General features: G+C 70.0%; 13 protein-coding genes. 6 read left to right on the forward strand and 7 right to left on the reverse strand.

Going from position 1 to position 16,076, the window contains the following annotated elements:
• Positions 1-5: 5 nt before the first annotated feature.
• Complete coding sequence (locus AB4Z18_RS05975) at positions 6-1,502, reverse strand: CoA-acylating methylmalonate-semialdehyde dehydrogenase (protein WP_441781773.1); 1,497 nt, start codon at positions 1,500-1,502, stop codon at positions 6-8.
• Between the two features lie 151 nt (positions 1,503-1,653).
• Between AB4Z18_RS05975 and AB4Z18_RS05980 the strand changes: the two genes are divergently transcribed.
• Positions 1,654-3,261 (forward strand): PucR family transcriptional regulator, encoded by a 1,608-nt coding sequence (locus tag AB4Z18_RS05980; RefSeq protein WP_441781774.1) that lies wholly within the window; start codon positions 1,654-1,656, stop codon positions 3,259-3,261.
• 93 nt (positions 3,262-3,354) lie between these two features.
• Here AB4Z18_RS05980 and AB4Z18_RS05985 read toward each other — a convergent pair whose 3' ends face one another.
• Positions 3,355-4,770 carry an NAD(P)/FAD-dependent oxidoreductase gene (locus AB4Z18_RS05985; protein WP_441781775.1) on the reverse strand — a complete coding sequence of 472 codons (1,416 nt, stop codon included), beginning with the start codon at positions 4,768-4,770 and terminating at the stop codon, positions 3,355-3,357.
• Between the two features lie 155 nt (positions 4,771-4,925).
• On the opposite strand from AB4Z18_RS05985, the gene AB4Z18_RS05990 reads away from it, so the two are divergent.
• From AB4Z18_RS05990 to AB4Z18_RS06010, 5 genes are all read left to right on the forward strand, one after another.
• Positions 4,926-5,957 carry a LacI family DNA-binding transcriptional regulator gene (locus AB4Z18_RS05990; protein WP_441781776.1) on the forward strand — a complete coding sequence of 344 codons (1,032 nt, stop codon included), beginning with the start codon at positions 4,926-4,928 and terminating at the stop codon, positions 5,955-5,957.
• 279 nt (positions 5,958-6,236) lie between these two features.
• Positions 6,237-7,541: an ABC transporter substrate-binding protein gene (locus AB4Z18_RS05995; RefSeq protein WP_441781777.1), complete on the forward strand. Its 1,305-nt coding sequence runs from the start codon at positions 6,237-6,239 to the stop codon at positions 7,539-7,541.
• Positions 7,542-7,633: 92 nt separating this feature from the next.
• Positions 7,634-8,617, forward strand: coding sequence for a carbohydrate ABC transporter permease (locus tag AB4Z18_RS06000; RefSeq protein WP_441781778.1), 984 nt, complete (start codon positions 7,634-7,636; stop codon positions 8,615-8,617).
• A complete protein-coding gene (locus tag AB4Z18_RS06005) occupies positions 8,610-9,449 on the forward strand; it encodes a carbohydrate ABC transporter permease (RefSeq protein WP_441781779.1) in 840 nt (279 codons plus the stop codon). The genes AB4Z18_RS06000 and AB4Z18_RS06005 overlap by 8 nt, the downstream gene beginning before the upstream one ends.
• A 61-nt stretch (positions 9,450-9,510) precedes the next feature.
• Entirely contained in the window at positions 9,511-11,439 is a 1,929-nt protein-coding gene (locus AB4Z18_RS06010) for a cellulase family glycosylhydrolase (protein WP_441781780.1), read from the forward strand.
• Between the two features lie 91 nt (positions 11,440-11,530).
• On the opposite strand, the gene AB4Z18_RS06015 is transcribed toward AB4Z18_RS06010, so the two are convergent.
• The 5 genes from AB4Z18_RS06015 to AB4Z18_RS06035 form a co-directional block, all read right to left on the reverse strand.
• On the reverse strand, positions 11,531-11,890 hold the full coding sequence (locus AB4Z18_RS06015) for a DUF488 domain-containing protein (RefSeq protein ID WP_441781781.1): 360 nt from the start codon (positions 11,888-11,890) through the stop codon (positions 11,531-11,533).
• Positions 11,891-11,952: 62 nt separating this feature from the next.
• On the reverse strand, positions 11,953-12,882 hold the full coding sequence (locus AB4Z18_RS06020) for a PfkB family carbohydrate kinase (protein ID WP_441781782.1): 930 nt from the start codon (positions 12,880-12,882) through the stop codon (positions 11,953-11,955).
• Complete coding sequence (locus tag AB4Z18_RS06025) at positions 12,875-13,909, reverse strand: ADP-ribosylglycohydrolase family protein (protein WP_441781783.1); 1,035 nt, start codon at positions 13,907-13,909, stop codon at positions 12,875-12,877. The genes AB4Z18_RS06020 and AB4Z18_RS06025 overlap by 8 nt, the downstream gene beginning before the upstream one ends.
• Positions 13,906-14,337, reverse strand: a complete 432-nt coding sequence (locus AB4Z18_RS06030) for an iron chaperone (protein WP_441781784.1) — start codon at positions 14,335-14,337, stop codon at positions 13,906-13,908. Before AB4Z18_RS06030 ends, AB4Z18_RS06025 begins: the two co-directional genes overlap by 4 nt.
• A 70-nt stretch (positions 14,338-14,407) precedes the next feature.
• A complete protein-coding gene (locus AB4Z18_RS06035; protein WP_441782982.1) occupies positions 14,408-15,889 on the reverse strand; it encodes an MDR family MFS transporter in 1,482 nt (493 codons plus the stop codon).
• Positions 15,890-16,076: the final 187 nt, after the last annotated feature.

Consider the following 16,076-nt stretch of genomic DNA (forward strand, 5'->3'; position numbering starts at 1 on the left):
CGGAGTCAGGAGTTGCCGGGGAACGCGAGCTCGATGCGCGAGTGCTCCGGGTCGGGCCAGCGCGTGGTCACGACCTTGCTCCGCGTGTAGAAGTGGAACGACTCGGGTCCGTAGATGTGCGAGTCGCCGAACAGCGAGTTCTTCCAGCCGCCGAACGAGAAGGCACCGACGGGGACGGGGATGGGCACGTTGATGCCGACCATCCCGACCTCGACCTCGAACTCGAACCGGCGGGCGGCGCCGCCGTCGCGGGTGAACAGGGCGACGCCGTTGCCGTACGGGTTGGCGTTGATCAGCTCGATCGCTTCCTCGAACGTATCGACGCGGACGACCGACAGCACGGGCCCGAAGATCTCGTCGTCGTACGCCTTCATGCCCGGCTTCACGTGGTCGAGCAGGCTGACGCCGACGAAGAAGCCGTCGCCGTCGAACGGTCGCTGCGTGCCGTCCTCGACCACCGTCGCGCCCTCGGCCGCCGCACCGGTGACGTAGGAGGCGACCTTGTCGCGGTGCTCGCTGGTGATCAGCGGGCCCATCTCACTCTGCGGGTCGGTCCCCGGTCCGATACGGAGCGCGGCGAGGCGGGACTGGATGGCCGGCACCAGCCGGTCGCCCACGTCCCCGACTGCGACGAGCACGCTGACCGCCATACAGCGCTCCCCGGCGGACCCGTACGCGGCAGACACGGCCGCATCCGCGGCGGCGTCGATGTCGGCGTCCGCCAGCACCACCATGTGGTTCTTCGCGCCGCCGAGCGCCTGGACGCGCTTGCCGTTGGCCGAGGCGCGCTGGTAGATCGAGCGGGCGATCGGGGTGGAGCCGACGAAGCTGACCGCCGCGACGTCGGGCGAATCCAGGATGGTGTCCACCGCCTCCTTGTCGCCGTGCACCACATTCAGCACGCCGTCGGGGAGACCGGCCTCGCGGAACAGCTTCGCCAGGAAGACGGAGGCGCCCGGATCCTTCTCGCTCGGCTTCAGCACGACCGTGTTGCCGCAAGCGATCGCGCTCGCGACCATCCACAGCGGCACCATGACGGGGAAGTTGAACGGCGTGATGCAGCCGACCACGCCGACCGGCTGCTTGACGCTGTGCACGTCGACGCCGGTCGAGACCTGCTCGCTGTACTCGCCCTTCAGCTTGTCGATCAGTCCGCTGGCGAACTCGACGTTCTCGAGGCCACGGCCGATCTCGCCGGCGGCGTCGGACAGCACCTTCCCGTGCTGGCTGGTGACGATGGCGGCCAGCTCGTCCGTGCGCTCGGTCAGCAAGTGGCGGAGCCGGAAGAAGACGTCGGCGCGCTTGGTGAGGCTGGTCGCCCGCCAGGCCGGGAAGGCGGCCCGTGCGGCGGCGATGGCGCGCTGGGTCTCGGCCGCATCGGCGAGGGCGACCTCGTGCTGGCGCTCGCCGGTGGCCGGGTCGAACACCGGCCCCGTGCGGAGTTCGGCGGTGTGCTCGGCAGGGGTCTCCACGCCGGCGATGAAGTGACGGATCAGGGCCACGGGGATCCTCCTCGAGGTGCGCCGGACGGATTGCCCGGCAAAGTCAGTAGGCTTGCCTCCCCATGATCACAGAGCGGAGGCGGGAACAGCGATGCCAGATCGTCGGGACCCGGCAGCGGGTCGAACAGTTCGTCCGGAGGCGTCTGTCACGGTGACGACGGTGCTCCCGTCGGTGCTTCCATCCGTGCGCGAAGTGCTGCGGATGGAGCCGGTGGCTGTGGCACTCCCCGAGGTGCTGACCGGCCGCGAGCGATTGGATGCGCCCGTGCGCTGGGTGCACGTCGCCGAGACCGCGGAGGCGGCGCGGCTGGGCTCCGGCGGCGAACTGCTGCTCGCGACGGGAGTCGGCTGGCCCGCCGACGAGGCGGCCCTCCGGAGGCTCGGACGCGTGCTGATCGAGGCGGACGTCGCCGGGCTCGTGCTGGAGCTCGGGCCGCCGATGCCGGTGGCGCCGGCCGCGCTGGTCGAGGAGTTCGCAGCGGCAGGGTTGCCCTTCGCTGTGCTGCATCGGGAGGCGCGGTTCGTCGCGATCACGGAGGCGGTGCACTCCCGGATCATCGCCGAGCAGATGGCTGCGCTTCGGGCTCGGGACGACATCCACGCGCTATTCACCGATCTGAGCCTGCGCGGGAGCCCTGCCGACTTCATCGTGGAGCAGGCGGCGCGGGTGCTCGGATCGCCCGTGGTGCTGGAGGACACGAGCCACCGGGTGATCGCGGCCGGCGGGCTCGCGGCGGGCGGCGAAGCGGAGCTCGCGGACTGGGAGCAGCGCTCGCGCGCGGCCCATCGTGCGGGCGGCGACGGCTGGACGATCGTGCCGGTCGAGGCGCGCGGGATGCGCTGGGGGCACCTCGTCGGACTTGCCGGAGAACCGCATCCCGCCGGACGGTCGAACGTGCTCGAGCAGGCGGCAGTCGCGCTCGCGCTCAGCCGGCTGTCGGACCGCGACGAGGACGAGTGGACGCGGCGAAGCCACGATGCGCTGCTCGCGGCCCTGCTCGGCCGGCGGTTCGCCGCGGAGGGCGGCGTGACCGCGCGCTTCGAGGCGGCGGGCTTCCCGATCGCCGGTCGGCCCCTGGTCGGGGTCGCCATCCGGCTGCGATCGGGCACCCTGCCGGTGTCGGCCGGCGCGCGTGCCGTGGAGGCGGCGCACGCGGGAGGTGCGGACGCGGTCGCCGGGCGGCATCCCGAACAGGCGGGGACGCTGGTCGTCGCGGCCTCCGTTCGCCCGGGCCGACGGCTGGGCGACGCCGCGTTCGAGGCGATCGCGGAGGCGGCCTCGTCCGCCCGGCTCGACGACCCCGCGGCGGTCGTCGCGATCGGGTCGGACGCGCGCGGCATCACCGGGCTGCTGTCGTCGCTGGAGGAGGCGGTCGAGCTGGCGGCCGGAGCCGCGGCCCCCGCCGACGCCCGCCTGGGCCGCCGGCCTGTGGTGCAGCGGGTGCAGCATCGTCCGCTGCTGCGGCTGGTCAACGCCCTCGGAAGCGACCCGCGGATGCTGGAGCACACCGAGCAGATGCTGCGTCCGCTCATCGAGCACGACCTCGCCACCGACGGCGACCTGATCGAGGTGCTGCGCGCCTACCTCACCCACCCCGGCAACCGGACGCGCGCGGCGGCCGCGAGCCACCTGTCCCGGTCGGTGTTCTACCAGCGCATCGCCCTCATCGAGGAGCTGCTCGGGATGGACCTGGACGACGGCGAGACCGTCGCGGCGCTCCATGCCGCCGTCTTGGCGCGCGGCCGCACGTCCGGCTGACCCCGGCGCCCCTCGCCGCGTGCATCCAGTTGTCACGACACGCCGTCGCGCTCACTGCCGTGACGGCGTGTTGCGTCAACTCGGCGGGCCGGGTCAGGAGTCGAAGCCGAGGCCGACGGCATCCAGCGTGCGGAGGAAGGCGTTGCGGTGGCCCGCGCTGTGGTCCGCCGCGTCGAGCGACCAGCGGGTCAGATTGATGCCGAGGGATGCTGCCGGCTCCGGCGGGAACGGGATCGGCCGCGTCCGCACCATCTCCAGCTCGGTGCGCTCGGTGGTCCGCCCGGCCAGGAGGTCCAGCATCACCTTCGCGCCGAAGTGGGTGGCCGCCACCCCAAGCCCGGTGTAGCCGGCGGCGTAGGCGACGCGTCCCTCCCGCGCCGAACCGAAGAAGGCGCAGAACCGGCTGCAGGTGTCGATCGCGCCGGCCCAGCGGTGCGTGAAGGTCAGACCCTCCAGTTGCGGGAAGGTCGTGAAGAAGTGCGCGGCGAGCCTCTGGAAGGTCTCCGGGCGGTCCTCGTAGGAGGCGCGGACGCGACCGCCGTAGTGGTACACCGCGTCGTAGCCGCCGAAGAGGATGCGGTCGTCGGCGGTGAGCCGGTAGTAGTGGAACTGATTGGCCGAGTCGCCGATGCCCTGCCGCCCCTCCCAGCCGAGGGATGCCCGCTGGGATGCGCTGAGCGGCTCCGACATCAGCACGTAGTCGTAGACGGGCACGGTGGCCAGACGGTTGCGGCGCAGCAGGCTGGGGAACACGTTCGTGGCGAGCGCGGTGCGCTTCGAGCGAAGGGTTCCGGTCGGCGTCTCCAGCACGGTTCCGTCGCCGATGGACTCCACCGGGCTGTGCTCGAAGATCTCGACCCCCGCGTCCGCGCACGCCCGGGCCAGGGAGCGGGCGAGCTTCGCCGGGTGGACGAGCGCCGAATCCCGCCGCCGCAGGAGTCCGGCCTCGTAGGTGGGGGAGTGGACGAGGGCGCGCATCGCGTCGCCGTCAAGGAATTCCGCGTCGGGGCCAGCGGCCTCCCACAGCCACTCGACCTGGTGCGGTTCGGTCGCGACGTCGAAGGCGCCGTTGCGCTCGAAGCCGGCGTCGAGACCCAGTTCCGTGATGGTGGACTCGATCTCGTCCAGATTGACCATCCCGAGCCGTTGGAGCTCGTCGAACTCGCCGGGCCAGCGGGTGCGGCCGTTCTCCTCGCCGTGGGTGAGGCTGGCCTCGCAGAAGCCGCCGTTGCGTCCCGATGCCGCCCAGCCGATCCGCTTGCCCTCCAGCAGGACGACGCGGGCGGACGGGTCCTCGCGTTTCGCGAGCAGCGCCGTCCACAGGCCGGTGTAGCCGCCGCCGACCACCGCCAGGTCGCAGCCGACGTCGCCACGGAGGCGCGGGTAGTGGTCGCCGGGGGCATCCTCCGTCCAGAACACCGCCTGACGGCTCGGCGCGAGCGCGTGCCGTACGATCGCGTGGTCGGGGCGGTGCCGTTCGAACACCGTGCTGGTCCGGGAGGGGCTCACGCCCACATTCTGCCGGAAGGCTGCGCGGCCGTTCGTCGCGAAAGGCGCCGGGGTCCGGCCATTCCGTCCGGGCCCGAACACCCTGAGAGGGTCCGAGGGTGCGCCGAACGGCCGAACAAGTAATGTTGGCCGCGCAGCAGGAAAGGGAGGCGGCCGTGAACCACGGAGCGGGACGCGTCACCATCGCGGGCCTGGCCGACCAGCTGGGACTGTCGAAGGCGTCGGTGTCGTACGCGCTCAACGGCCTGCCCGGCGTGAGTGACGAGACGCGCTTGCGCGTGCTGGCGCTCGCCGAAGAGCTGGGATGGCATCCCAGCTCGTCCGCGCGGGCGCTCTCCCGGGCACGCTCGGACACGATCGGCATCGTGCTGCGGCGCGACCCGGGTCTCCTCGGGGCCGAGCCGTACTACATGAGCCTGCTCGCCGGCGTGGAGAGCGAACTGTCCGAGACCGGGCAGTCGCTGCTGCTCCGGATGGTCGGCGGTGATGCCGGCCAGGAGGTCGCCGCATACCGCCGCTGGAGCGCGGAGGCCCGCGTGGACGGCGTGATGCTGTTCGACATCACCTTCGACGACCCGCGCCCCAAGCTGCTCGAGGACCTCGGCCTCGCCTTCGTGCTGCACGGCAACCGCGAGGCGGTCGCACCGGGGAAGGTGCTGCTCTACAACGCCGCCGCCGACGCGCGGATGCTGGTCGGGCACCTCGCCTCCCTCGGCCACCGGCGCGCACTCCACATCGCGGGTCCCGCCGAGTTCGAGCACGAGCAGGACCGCCGCGACTCGGTCGCGGCCGCCGGGCGCGAGCTCGGCCTCGAGTTCGTGTTCGCCACCTCCGACTACTCGATGGAGGCGGGGGAGCGGGTGGCGACGGAACTGGTGCGCGACGATCCGGGAATCACGGCGGTGCTCACCTCCAACGACCTGCTCGCCCTGGGCGCACAGACGGCGCTGAACCACGCCGGGCGCGAGAATGTGGCCATCGTCAGCTGGGACGACTCCCTGCTCTGCCGGCTCGGGACGCGGCCCATCACGGCCCTCGACCGCTACCCGGAGGAGCAGGGGCGGCGCTCCACCCGGCTGCTGCTCGACCAGCTCGCGGGCACGCCCGCGTTCGACCGCCGCGCGCGGCCGAGCCGCCTGGTCCCGCGTGGGACGAGCCTCCCCGCGCCCCAGCACGCGTCGCGCTGACGCGCGGCCGCGCCCCACGCCTCGCCGCTCGCGCCTCGCGCCCCCGCCGAACGGTGACATCTGGTCACCACTCGCGTCACATTTGCGCAACGACTCACGGCTCGACGCCCCCAGGGGCCCCAGCGCGGGAGGGGAGCAAGACCCGCCGGTATACCCTCGGACGAGGCGAAGTCAAGGATTGACACCTGAACCGGTTAAGTTAGGCTCAGCGTGGCGCTCCCGCGCTCGGCTCTCGCACCAGAGCCGGGATCGCCCCCATCAAGAGACGAAGGAGTCACAATGAGGAAACGCGCCATCGCCGTCGCGGCAATAGCCGCTGCGGTCTCGCTCGTGGTCGCGGGCTGCAGCAGCTCGGGATCCGGAGGGTCGTCCAGCGGGGCGACCATCACCTACTGGGCCAGCAACCAGGGGACGAGCCTCGCCAACGACAAAGAGGTGCTCACTCCGGTCCTGAACGACTTCACGAAGCAGACCGGTATCAAGGTCAAGCTCGAGGTCATCGGCTGGAACGATCTGCAGACGCGCATCCAGACCGCCGTCACCTCCGGCCAGGGCCCCGACGTGCTCAACATCGGCAACACCTGGGCCGCCTCCCTGCAGGCGACCGGCGCATTCCTGCCGTTCGACGACGCCAACATGAAGGCGATCGGCGGCAGCGACAAGTTCGTGAAGACCGCCCTCGAGACCGGTGGCGTGAAGGGCAAGCCCGTCACGAGCGTCCCGCTCTACGGCCTCGCGTACGGCCTGTACTACAACAAGAAGATGTACGCGGACGCCGGCGTGCAGCCCCCGACGACGTGGGAGGAGCTGGTCGCTGCAGCGAAGAAGCTCACCACCGGCAGCCAGTACGGCTTCTCGCTCGCAGCGGGCAGCTACACCGAGAACGTGCACTTCGCGTTCATCAACTCGGCCCAGAACGGCGGCGAGTGGTTCGACAGCAAGGGCAACCCGACGTTCGACACCCAGCCGAACATCGACGGCATCAAGCGCTACCTCGACCTGATGCAGACCGACAAGGTCGTCAACACCTCCAACGCGCAGTACGACAACGGCGTCCAGGCGGTCAACGACTTCGCCACCGGCAAGGTCGCGATGATCCTCAGCCAGAACAACGCGGACTCGTCGATCGTCGCCAACGGCATGAAGAACGACCAGTACGGTGTCGTGCCGTTCCCGGCTCCGGACGGCGGTGAGAAGGTGGCCAGCCACGTCGCCGGCATCAACCTCTCGGTCTTCAAGAACACCAAGCAGAAGGATGCGGCGCTCAAGTTCGTCAAGTACATGACGAGCGAAGACACCCAGACCACGCTCGGTAAGCCGTACTCGACCCTCCCGGTGCTGAACGACGCGAAGCCCAACTTCACGGACAACGCCGAAGAAGCCGCGACGTTCCAGAAGATCTACAACGACATGTCCAAGCCGCTGCCGCTGGTGCCGGCCGAGGACCAGTTCGAGAACACGGTCGGCAAGGCGATGAACGACATGTTCGCCAAGATCGCCACCGGCAACACCGTCTCCGACGCCGACATCAAGACGGCACTGAAGAACGCGCAGGACCAGGTCAAGCAGTCGCTCGGCGGCTGATCCGCTGATGCCCCGCTCGCCGGGCGGGACGTGGAGACCTTGATCGGCCTTCCCGTCCCGCCCGGTGACCAGCCACACCTGTAAGGAGACTCATGTCGACGACGACAGACGTCCGCGGCCCCGCACAGACCGTGCCGGTCCCCGCAGCCCCTCCGGCGCCGAAGCGCCGCCGCCCGAAGGGATGGTGGCTGCCGTTCGTCCTGCTGGCACCGGCCATCGTCTTCGAGCTGCTCATCCATGTCGTCCCGATGCTCACCGGCATCTGGATCAGCTTCCTCCAGCTCACCAAGTTCTACATCGCGAACTGGGGCGAGGCCCCGTTCGTCGGTCTCAAGAACTACGCGGTGGCGCTCGACTTCAGCGGCTCGACCGGTGCCGCTCTGTTGAGTTCGTTCTTCGTGACCGTAGCCTTCACCATCCTGGTGGTGGGCCTGTCCTGGGTGTTCGGGATGGCCGCGGCCGTCGCGCTGCAGGGGCGGTTCCGGGGCCGCGCGTTCTTCCGCACCCTCTTCCTCGTGCCGTACGCGCTGCCGCTCTACGCCGGCATCATCACCTGGAAGTTCATGTTCCAGAAGGACACCGGCGCCATCAACAACTTCTTCTTCGACACCCTCGGGTTCTCGGGGGACAAGCCGTTCTGGCTGATCGGCAACAACGCCTTCTGGGCGATCGTCATCGTCGCGATCTGGCGGTTGTGGCCGTTCGCGTTCCTGATGCTGATGGCCGGCCTCCAGTCGATCCCGGCCGAGGTCTACGAGGCTTCAGCGGTCGACGGCGCCAAGCCCTTCCGCCAGTGGCACGCGATCACCCTTCCGATGCTGCGGCCGGTCAACTCCGTGCTGCTGCTGGTGATGTTCCTGTGGACCTTCAACGACTTCAACACGCCGTATGTGCTGTTCGGCAGCACCGCGCAGCCGGCCTCCGGAGATCTGATCTCGTTCCACATCTACAACGCCTCGTTCCTGACCTGGAACTTCGGCTCCGGCGCCGCGATGAGCGTGCTGCTGCTGATCTTCCTGCTGATCGTCACCGGAATCTATCTGCTCGCCGTCAACCGGAGGAACCGCAATGCGTGAGACCACCTCTTCCCACGTCTTCCGGTGGGTCGTCATCGCGGTGCTGACCATCTTCACCGTCGTCCCGCTGTGGGTCATGGTCACGTCATCCATGAAGCCGTTGTCCGAAGTGCAGGCCTCCTTCACCTGGTGGCCGCAGAACATCACCTTCCAGCCGTTCATCGACATGTGGTCGACCGTGCCGTTGGCCTCGTACTTCGTGAACAGCCTCATCGTGTCGAGCGCCGCCACGCTGATATCGCTGGTCATCGCGGTGTTCGCCGCGTACGCGGTGTCGCGCTATCGGTTCAAGGGCCGGAACGTGTTCACCACGACCGTGCTCTCGACGCAGATGTTCCCGGGCGTGCTGTTCCTGCTCCCGCTGTTCCTCATCTTCGTCAACATCAACCAGGCCACCGGTATCCAGCTGGTGGGCACCCGCTGGGGGCTCATCATCACGTACTTCACGTTCGTGCTGCCCTTCTCGATCTGGATGCTCGCCGGCTACTTCGACGGCATCCCGCGTGACCTCGACGAGGCGGCGAAGGTGGATGGGTCCGGCCCGATGGGCGCGCTCTGGCACGTCGTGCTCCCGGCGGCTCGCCCGGGCCTGATCGCCGTCGCGATCTATTCGTTCATGACCAGTTGGGGAGAAGTGCTGTTCGCGTCCGTGATGACGACGGATGAGAACCGGACGCTCGCGGTCGGGTTGCAGCTGTACTCGACGCAGACGAACGTTTACTGGAACCAGATCATGGCGGCGTCGCTGGTGGTGTCGATCCCGATCGTCGTGGCGTTCCTGTTGCTGCAGCGCAACTTCGTCGCCGGTCTCACTGCCGGCGCCGTGAAGTGACGCCTGCCGCGTCCGCTTCGCCTCCTCTTAACGCTTCTCGTTCCCTCGTGTGAAAGGCATCATGGATCGCCCCTCCCCGGTCTTGCAGGTCGACGACGCCCCGGTGGTGTGGCTCGGCGCCAACTTCTGGTCGCGCACCGGCGGCCCGCTGATGTGGACCCGCTACGACGCCGCCATCGTGCGCCAGGAGCTGCGCGTGCTCGCCGAGCACGGCCTGAACATGACGCGCTCCTTCTTCTACTGGCCGGACTTCCATCCGACGCCGGACTCGCTCGACGAGCAGTGCGTGGCCAACTTCGCCGACTTCCTCGACGCGCACGAGGAGATCGGGATGACGACGGTCCCGACGTTCCTGGTCGGACACATGTCGGGGGAGAACTGGGACCCGGCGTGGCGCAACGGCCGCGACCTGTACCGCGACGTCTGGTTCGTTGGACGGCAGGCCTGGTACGTGCGGGAGCTGACGGCGCGGTTCGCCGCGCATCCCGCGGTCGCCGGCTGGCTGCTCACCAACGAGGTTCCGATCTACGGCGGGGAGGCGCCGCGTCCCATCGTGGATGCCTGGGCGTCGCTGCTCGTGAACGCGGTGCGTGCGGGCGGCGGAACCCAGCCGGTCGCCGTGGGCGACGGCGCGTGGGGCATCGAGACGACCGGGCACGACAACGGCTTCTCGGTGCGCGACATCGCGGAGTTCACCGACTTCATCGGCCCGCACGTGTACCGGATGGAGACCGACCAGATCCGGCAGCACCTGAAGGCCGCGTTCATCGCCGAGCTGTCGGCGACGCACGGCCTCCCGGTGATCATGGAGGAGTTCGGGCTCACCAGCGACTTCGTGTCGGATGCGGGCGCCGCCACCTACTACCGGCAACTGCTGTACTCGACGCTGCTGGCCGGCGCGACCGGGTGGATCGCGTGGAACAACACCGACTACGACGACCTCGCCGATCAGCGGCCGTACTCGCACCATCCCTTCGAGATGCACTTCGGCATCACCGACCGGAATGGCGCGCCTAAGCCTCCGCTGCGCGAGCTGGCGCGATTCGCCGCCGATCTCGCGGCGATCGATCTGCCGTCCGCGCGGCGGGCGTCGGTGGATGCGGCGCTCGTCGTGCCGTCGCACCTCGCCGAGGACTACCCCTTCACTCAGGAGGAGGAGCGCGCCCACATCGTCGTCACCGGTGAGCAGGCGTACGTCGCGGCTCATGAGGCGCACATCCCCGTAGCCGTCGTGCGGGAGAAGCGGGACGGCGGCCTGCCGACCGGGTACGGCCTGTACCTGCTGCCGTCGGTCAAGCAGCTGTGCGCGACCTCGTGGGAGCAGCTGGTCTCGCTCGCTCGCGGCGGGGCGACCGTGTACGCGTCGTACTCGCACGGGACGAGCGGCGTACAGCGCGGGCCCTGGTGGGCGCACACCGAAGAGCTGTTCGGGGTTCGGATGGACAGCGCGTACGGGCTGGCCGAGCCGGTCACCGACGACACCGTGGTCTTGCGGTTCACGGAGTCGTTCGGGCCGCTCGAAGCCGGGACCGAGCTGACCTTCGCGGCCGCGGGCAACGAGAACGGGCGCACCTATCTGCCGGTGCGGCCGACCTCGGGACGTGTCGTCGCGGTGGATGCGCACGGGCGACCCGCCCTCGTCGTCAACGATCACGGCGCGGGGCGCGCGGTGCTGTGCACGTATCCGCTCGAGTTCTTCGCCTCCGCACAGGCGCGGGTGAACCCCGAGCAGACCTGGCGGCTGTACGACGCGCTGGCCGGGGTGGCGGACGTCGAGCGCGACGTGCGCCTCGACGACCCGCGGGTGTTCACCGACGAGCTGGTGCATGAGGACGGCCGCCGCTTCGTCTTCTTCGTCTCGCAGCACGAGACGTCGGTGACCGTGACGCCGTCGGTCGCGGGCGAGCTCCGCACGCTCGACGGCGAGCCGGCGCCCACTGTCGCGCTGAACCCCTATGGCGTGGCCGTCCGCCTCCTCGCCCAGGACTGACCGCCGCCCGTCCAGCCATCGAGTCCGCGATGATTGCACACCGCGGCGGCGTGTCGCGTGCACTCATCGCGGACCCGACGGTGGGGGCCGGTCAGGGGTGGGTGGCGAGGTACTGCTTCAGGACGGTGCCGTGGTCGAGTTCGGGGTCGCGTGCGCCGACCAGGAGGGTGACGGTGGGATGCTCGTGGCCGATGGCTCGCAGTTGCGCCACGGCGGGGTTGCCATCGAGCTCCTTGTCGTAGCGGATGCGGAATTCATCGAATACCTCGCCCTCCACTGCCGGGTCGTTGTGGAACCAGCGACGGAGCTCGGTCGAGGGCGCGACTTCCTTGAGCCACAGGTCGAGGGCGGCGCGTTCCTTGCTGATGCCGCGCGGCCAGAGCCGGTCGACGAGCACGCGGTAGCCGTCCTCGGGTGCGGCCGGGTCGTAGATGCGCTTCACAATGAACACGGGATGCCTCCTCGGCTCGTTCGCGCCGTCGCGGGCGGCCTGGGACCAGTGTGAACCCCGGGTCAGCCGGCGGCCAGCAGTGCGTCGGTCTCGGCGGCCGTCGGTGCGGTCGCCGGTCCCGGCCGGGTGACGGTGATGGCCGCGGCGGCAGCGGCCCGGCGGGCGGCATCCATCGGCACGACGCCACGTGTGAGGGCCGCGGCAAGGACGCCGCCGAACGCGTCGCCCGCGCCGGTGGTGTCGACGGCCTTGACCGGAAAAGCGGGGATGTGCGCCGGAGCGGGATCGCCGGTCGCGACCCAGCACCCCGAGGCCCCGTCCCTGACCACGGCGACCCCGCCGTCCCGCAGCATCCCGCGCAGTGCGCCCGCGGCAGGGGCGGGATGCGCGTGGGCGCGCAGGATCCGCGCCTCTCGCTCGTTGGCCGTGAGCACGTCGGTCCGCCGCAGCACGGTCTCGAGCAGCTCCGGGTCGAGCGAGCCGACCAGGGGAGACGGGTCGAACACGACCCGGGTCTCCGGCGCCAGGTCGGCCAGCCACCCCGTGACAGCCGGGCCCGAGCCGGGGTGCGCGAGGCTGTACCCGGAGGCGTAGACGACGTCACCGGGATGCGGCTGGACCGCGTCCAGGTCGGCGCGGCTCAGCATCCCCTCGGCGCCGGGCGCGGTGACGAAGGTGCGTTCGGCTCCGGCGTCGACCAGCACCACGCAGTACCCGTTGTCGACGGTCTCCAGCGGCGGGTTCGCCACCGAGATGCCTTCGCGCCACAGCGCTTCGGCGACGACCTCCCCGAACGGGCCGGTGCCCGAGCGCCCGGCGAAGACGACCTCGGCGCCGTCGCGGGCGGCCGCAGCCATCACGTTGAAGCCACCGCCGGCCGCCATCCCCGCCGACGACGCCAGGACGTCGCCGCCGTGCTCGGGCAGCGCATCCACGGTCAGGAGGAGGTCGACGACGACCGTCCCGGTGAAGATGAGGCGTCCGTCAGCCATGTCGTCTCCTCAGTTCGAGCAGCCCGTCGACCAAGGGTTCGAGGTCCAGGGCGTTGACCCGTCGGATGGTGTCGAGCGCCGTGCGCGGCCAGGCGGCCGCTCCGGTCGCGCCGAGCACGGCGCCGGCCATTGCCGCGATCGTGTCGGTGTCGCCGCCGAGGGAGGCGGCGCGGCACAGGGTGTCCCAGGCCGAGTCCGGGTCGGGATGAGCGGGCTCGCTCCCGGCGACCGTCACCGCAACCAGTGCCAGGGCCGCGATCACCGACTCCTGCGCGGCGACGGAGGTGCCGATGACTTCGGCGAGGGCGTCGTCCTGTTCGCGGGGGGCGCGGTCCAGGAGGAACGGGATGGACCACTCCAGCCGCGCCGCGATGTCGCCGCCGGCGACCCAGTGTCCACGTAGGGCGCCCTCGCGGGCTGCTGCGACGGCGACGTCCAGAGCCTCCGGCGCGTCGGCGCCGTCGATCCCGGCGCTGACGGCCGCGCCCACGGCGGCCGCGCCGGCGATGCCGATCCCGGTGTTGTGGGTCAGGGCGCTCACCGCAACGACCGCGTCGACGAATCCGGTGAGTGGTTCGACGGGCACCGCGATGCCGACCGGCGTGATGCGCATGGCCGCGCCGTTCGTCGCGCCGAACCGTCCGGCCTCCTCGGGCGGCATGCCGTCCTGCAGCCGTTGGAGGGCGGCGCGGGTGCTCGGGCCGAGCAGGTCGAGCGAGCCGCGTGCCTCCATCGCTCGCTCCCAGGTCAGCAGCTCGGACGCGAGGACGGCCGGCCGCACGGTTCCGCCGCCGTCGATGAGAAGTCGCGCGACCAGCACCGCCTGCTCGGTGTCGTCCGTGATGGAACCGGCCGGCATCCCCGCGGCGATCTGCTGGTGCGGGCCGGCTGCGACCAGCCCCCGGATGCGCCCGTGGTCGGCCTCGATCAGCCGGCGCGACATCGACTGGGTCGGCATCCCGAGGGCGTCGCCCAGCGCCAGGCCCTGAAAAGCGGCGAGGGCCCGGGTGCGTGCGGTGTCCCTCACAGCGGCGCCTGAGGTATCGGCGGTGTGTGAGGGGTCTGCGGTGTCTGGGGTGTCTGAGGAGTCAGCGGCAGACCGAGTTCTCGCAGGCGGACGTCGAGGATCAGGCGCAGGGTCGCTTCGCTCAACGGCTGTTCCGGCGGGAAGTGGATCGTCGCGCCGGTGATGCTCCCTTCCGGGAGTGTTCCGGCGAGCTCGGAGGCGGCGGGCGGGCTCATGAGCAGGAGGCTGCATTCGCGTGACGTCACCGAGAGGCCGACGAGCGCCTTCCCGTTCACCCGAAAGGTGGGGACGCGGTAGCTGATCACCTGCTCGGATTCGGGAACGATCGCGGCGATCCGGTCGCGAACGGTCCGGAGGGCTGCCCCGAACGGTTCGCCGATCCGGTCCAGGTACTCCTCGACCGTGTCCGCCTCGACTCCGCGCGCCATCGCGACTCCTTCCGTCGCTGACCAGTCTGCCGTGACGGAGCGGGCCGTGGAACTCCCTCCTGCCGAAGCCCTAGTGCGCGAAGGCAGGCTCTTCGGCGGGGGAGTCGGCGGGCTTGCGCATGAAGAACGACCCGACCACGGCGAACAGGGAGATGATCGCCCCGGCGACGAACGCGGCGCGGATGCCTCCCGCCTGGGCGGCGTCGATCCCGGCTCCACCCGCCGCGAGCGCGGTCGACTGCAGTGTGAGCACAGCGATGAGGAGCGCCGTGCCCGCCGCGCCGCCGACCTGCTGGATCGTGCCCAGGATGGCGCTGCCGTGCGAGTACAGGTGCGGAGGCACCGCCCCGAGGCCCGCGGTGAACAGCGGCGTGAACATCATCGCGAGTCCGAGGCTCATCACGACGTGCGCGGCGATGATGAGACCGACCGGGGTGTGCTCGGTGACCATGCTCAGCGACCACAGCACGAGGCTGACCAGGATGGACCCGGGCACGACGAGCACGCGCGGACCGTACCGGTCGTAGAGCCGCCCCACGAACGGCGCAGCGAGCCCCATGATGAGTCCGCCGGGCAGCAGGATGAGGCCGGTCGCCAGCGTGTCGAGGTGCAGCACGTGCTGGAGGTAGAGCGGGAGCACGATGATCACGCCGAACATCGAGGCGGTCGTGATCGCCATCAGCACGATCGAGATCGTGAAGATCGGGAATGTGAAGGTCCGCAGGTCGAGCAGGGCCCGATCCTTCCGCTGCAGGAGCAGCTGGCGCACGATGAAGGCGGCGAGGCCGATGACGCCGACCGTAAGGGAGCCCCACAGCATCAGCGGGCTCGCGGACGCCCCGCCGGATTCACCCGAGAGGGTCAGTCCGTAGACCAGCCCGCCGAATCCGAACGCCGACAGGATCACGGAGAGCGTGTCGATCTTCACCTTCTGGGTCTCGGTGACGTTCTCGACGAAGCGCATCCCGATCAGCAGCATCGCGAGCGCGATGGGCAGGACGATCAGGAAGATCCAGCGCCAGTCCAGGAAGTTGAGGATGAGCCCGCCGATCGCCGGACCGACGGCTGGCGCGACCGAGATGACGATCGAGACGTTGCCCATGGTGCGCCCGCGCATCGCCGGTGGCACGAGCGTCATGAGGGTGGTCATCAGCAGCGGGATCATGATGGCCGTGCCCGACGCCTGGATCACGCGCGCCCCGACGAGCACGAGGAACCCGGGTGCGAGGGCCGCGGACAGCGTGCCGAGCGAGAAGAGCGACATTGCGGCGATGAACATCTGCCGCGTGGTGAACCGCTGCAGCAGGATGCCGGTGATCGGGATGACGACGGCCATGGTCAGCATGAAGGCCGTCGACAGCCACTGCGCCGCGAGGGCGTCGATGTGGAGGTCGTCCATCAGCTTCGGGATGGCGACGGCCATGATCGTCTCGTTGAGGATCACGACGAACGTTGCGGCCAGGAGCAGCCAGATCACACGCTGGTTGCGCGGCGCGATGCGCTGCTCAGCGGCGGATTGCCGCAGGGCTTCTCCGGCGTCGATCGACGGCACAGGTGAGGTCTTCTCAGTCACCGGTCCAACCTATCGAGAGGCACCGACATCGTGGGTGTCGTCCGTGTGAACTGTGGAGAAGTTCGCTCTCCGCAGAAGTGGGGAATAAAACGCGGGTTCAGGCGTCGCTCGAAGGAGTCCTGTTCTCAGGAGATTCGTGCTCTGCCCTGCACCCATGTCCTCTTTT

Source organism: Leifsonia sp. 2TAF2 (genome assembly GCF_052115085.1).
Lineage (GTDB): Bacteria > Actinomycetota > Actinomycetes > Actinomycetales > Microbacteriaceae > Leifsonia.

Bases quoted from the DNA above. Each gene is read 5' to 3' on its own strand.
- AB4Z18_RS06010 (WP_441781780.1), top strand. From the start codon at position 9,511: ATGGATCGCCCCTCCCCGGTCTTGCAGGTCGACGACGCCCCGGTGGTG.
- AB4Z18_RS06020 (WP_441781782.1), bottom strand. From the start codon at position 12,882: ATGGCTGACGGACGCCTCATCTTCACCGGGACGGTCGTCGTCGACCTC.
- AB4Z18_RS06030 (WP_441781784.1), bottom strand. From the start codon at position 14,337: ATGGCGCGCGGAGTCGAGGCGGACACGGTCGAGGAGTACCTGGACCGG.
- AB4Z18_RS06005 (WP_441781779.1), top strand. From the start codon at position 8,610: ATGCGTGAGACCACCTCTTCCCACGTCTTCCGGTGGGTCGTCATCGCG.
- AB4Z18_RS05995 (WP_441781777.1), top strand. From the start codon at position 6,237: ATGAGGAAACGCGCCATCGCCGTCGCGGCAATAGCCGCTGCGGTCTCG.
- AB4Z18_RS06000 (WP_441781778.1), top strand. From the start codon at position 7,634: ATGTCGACGACGACAGACGTCCGCGGCCCCGCACAGACCGTGCCGGTC.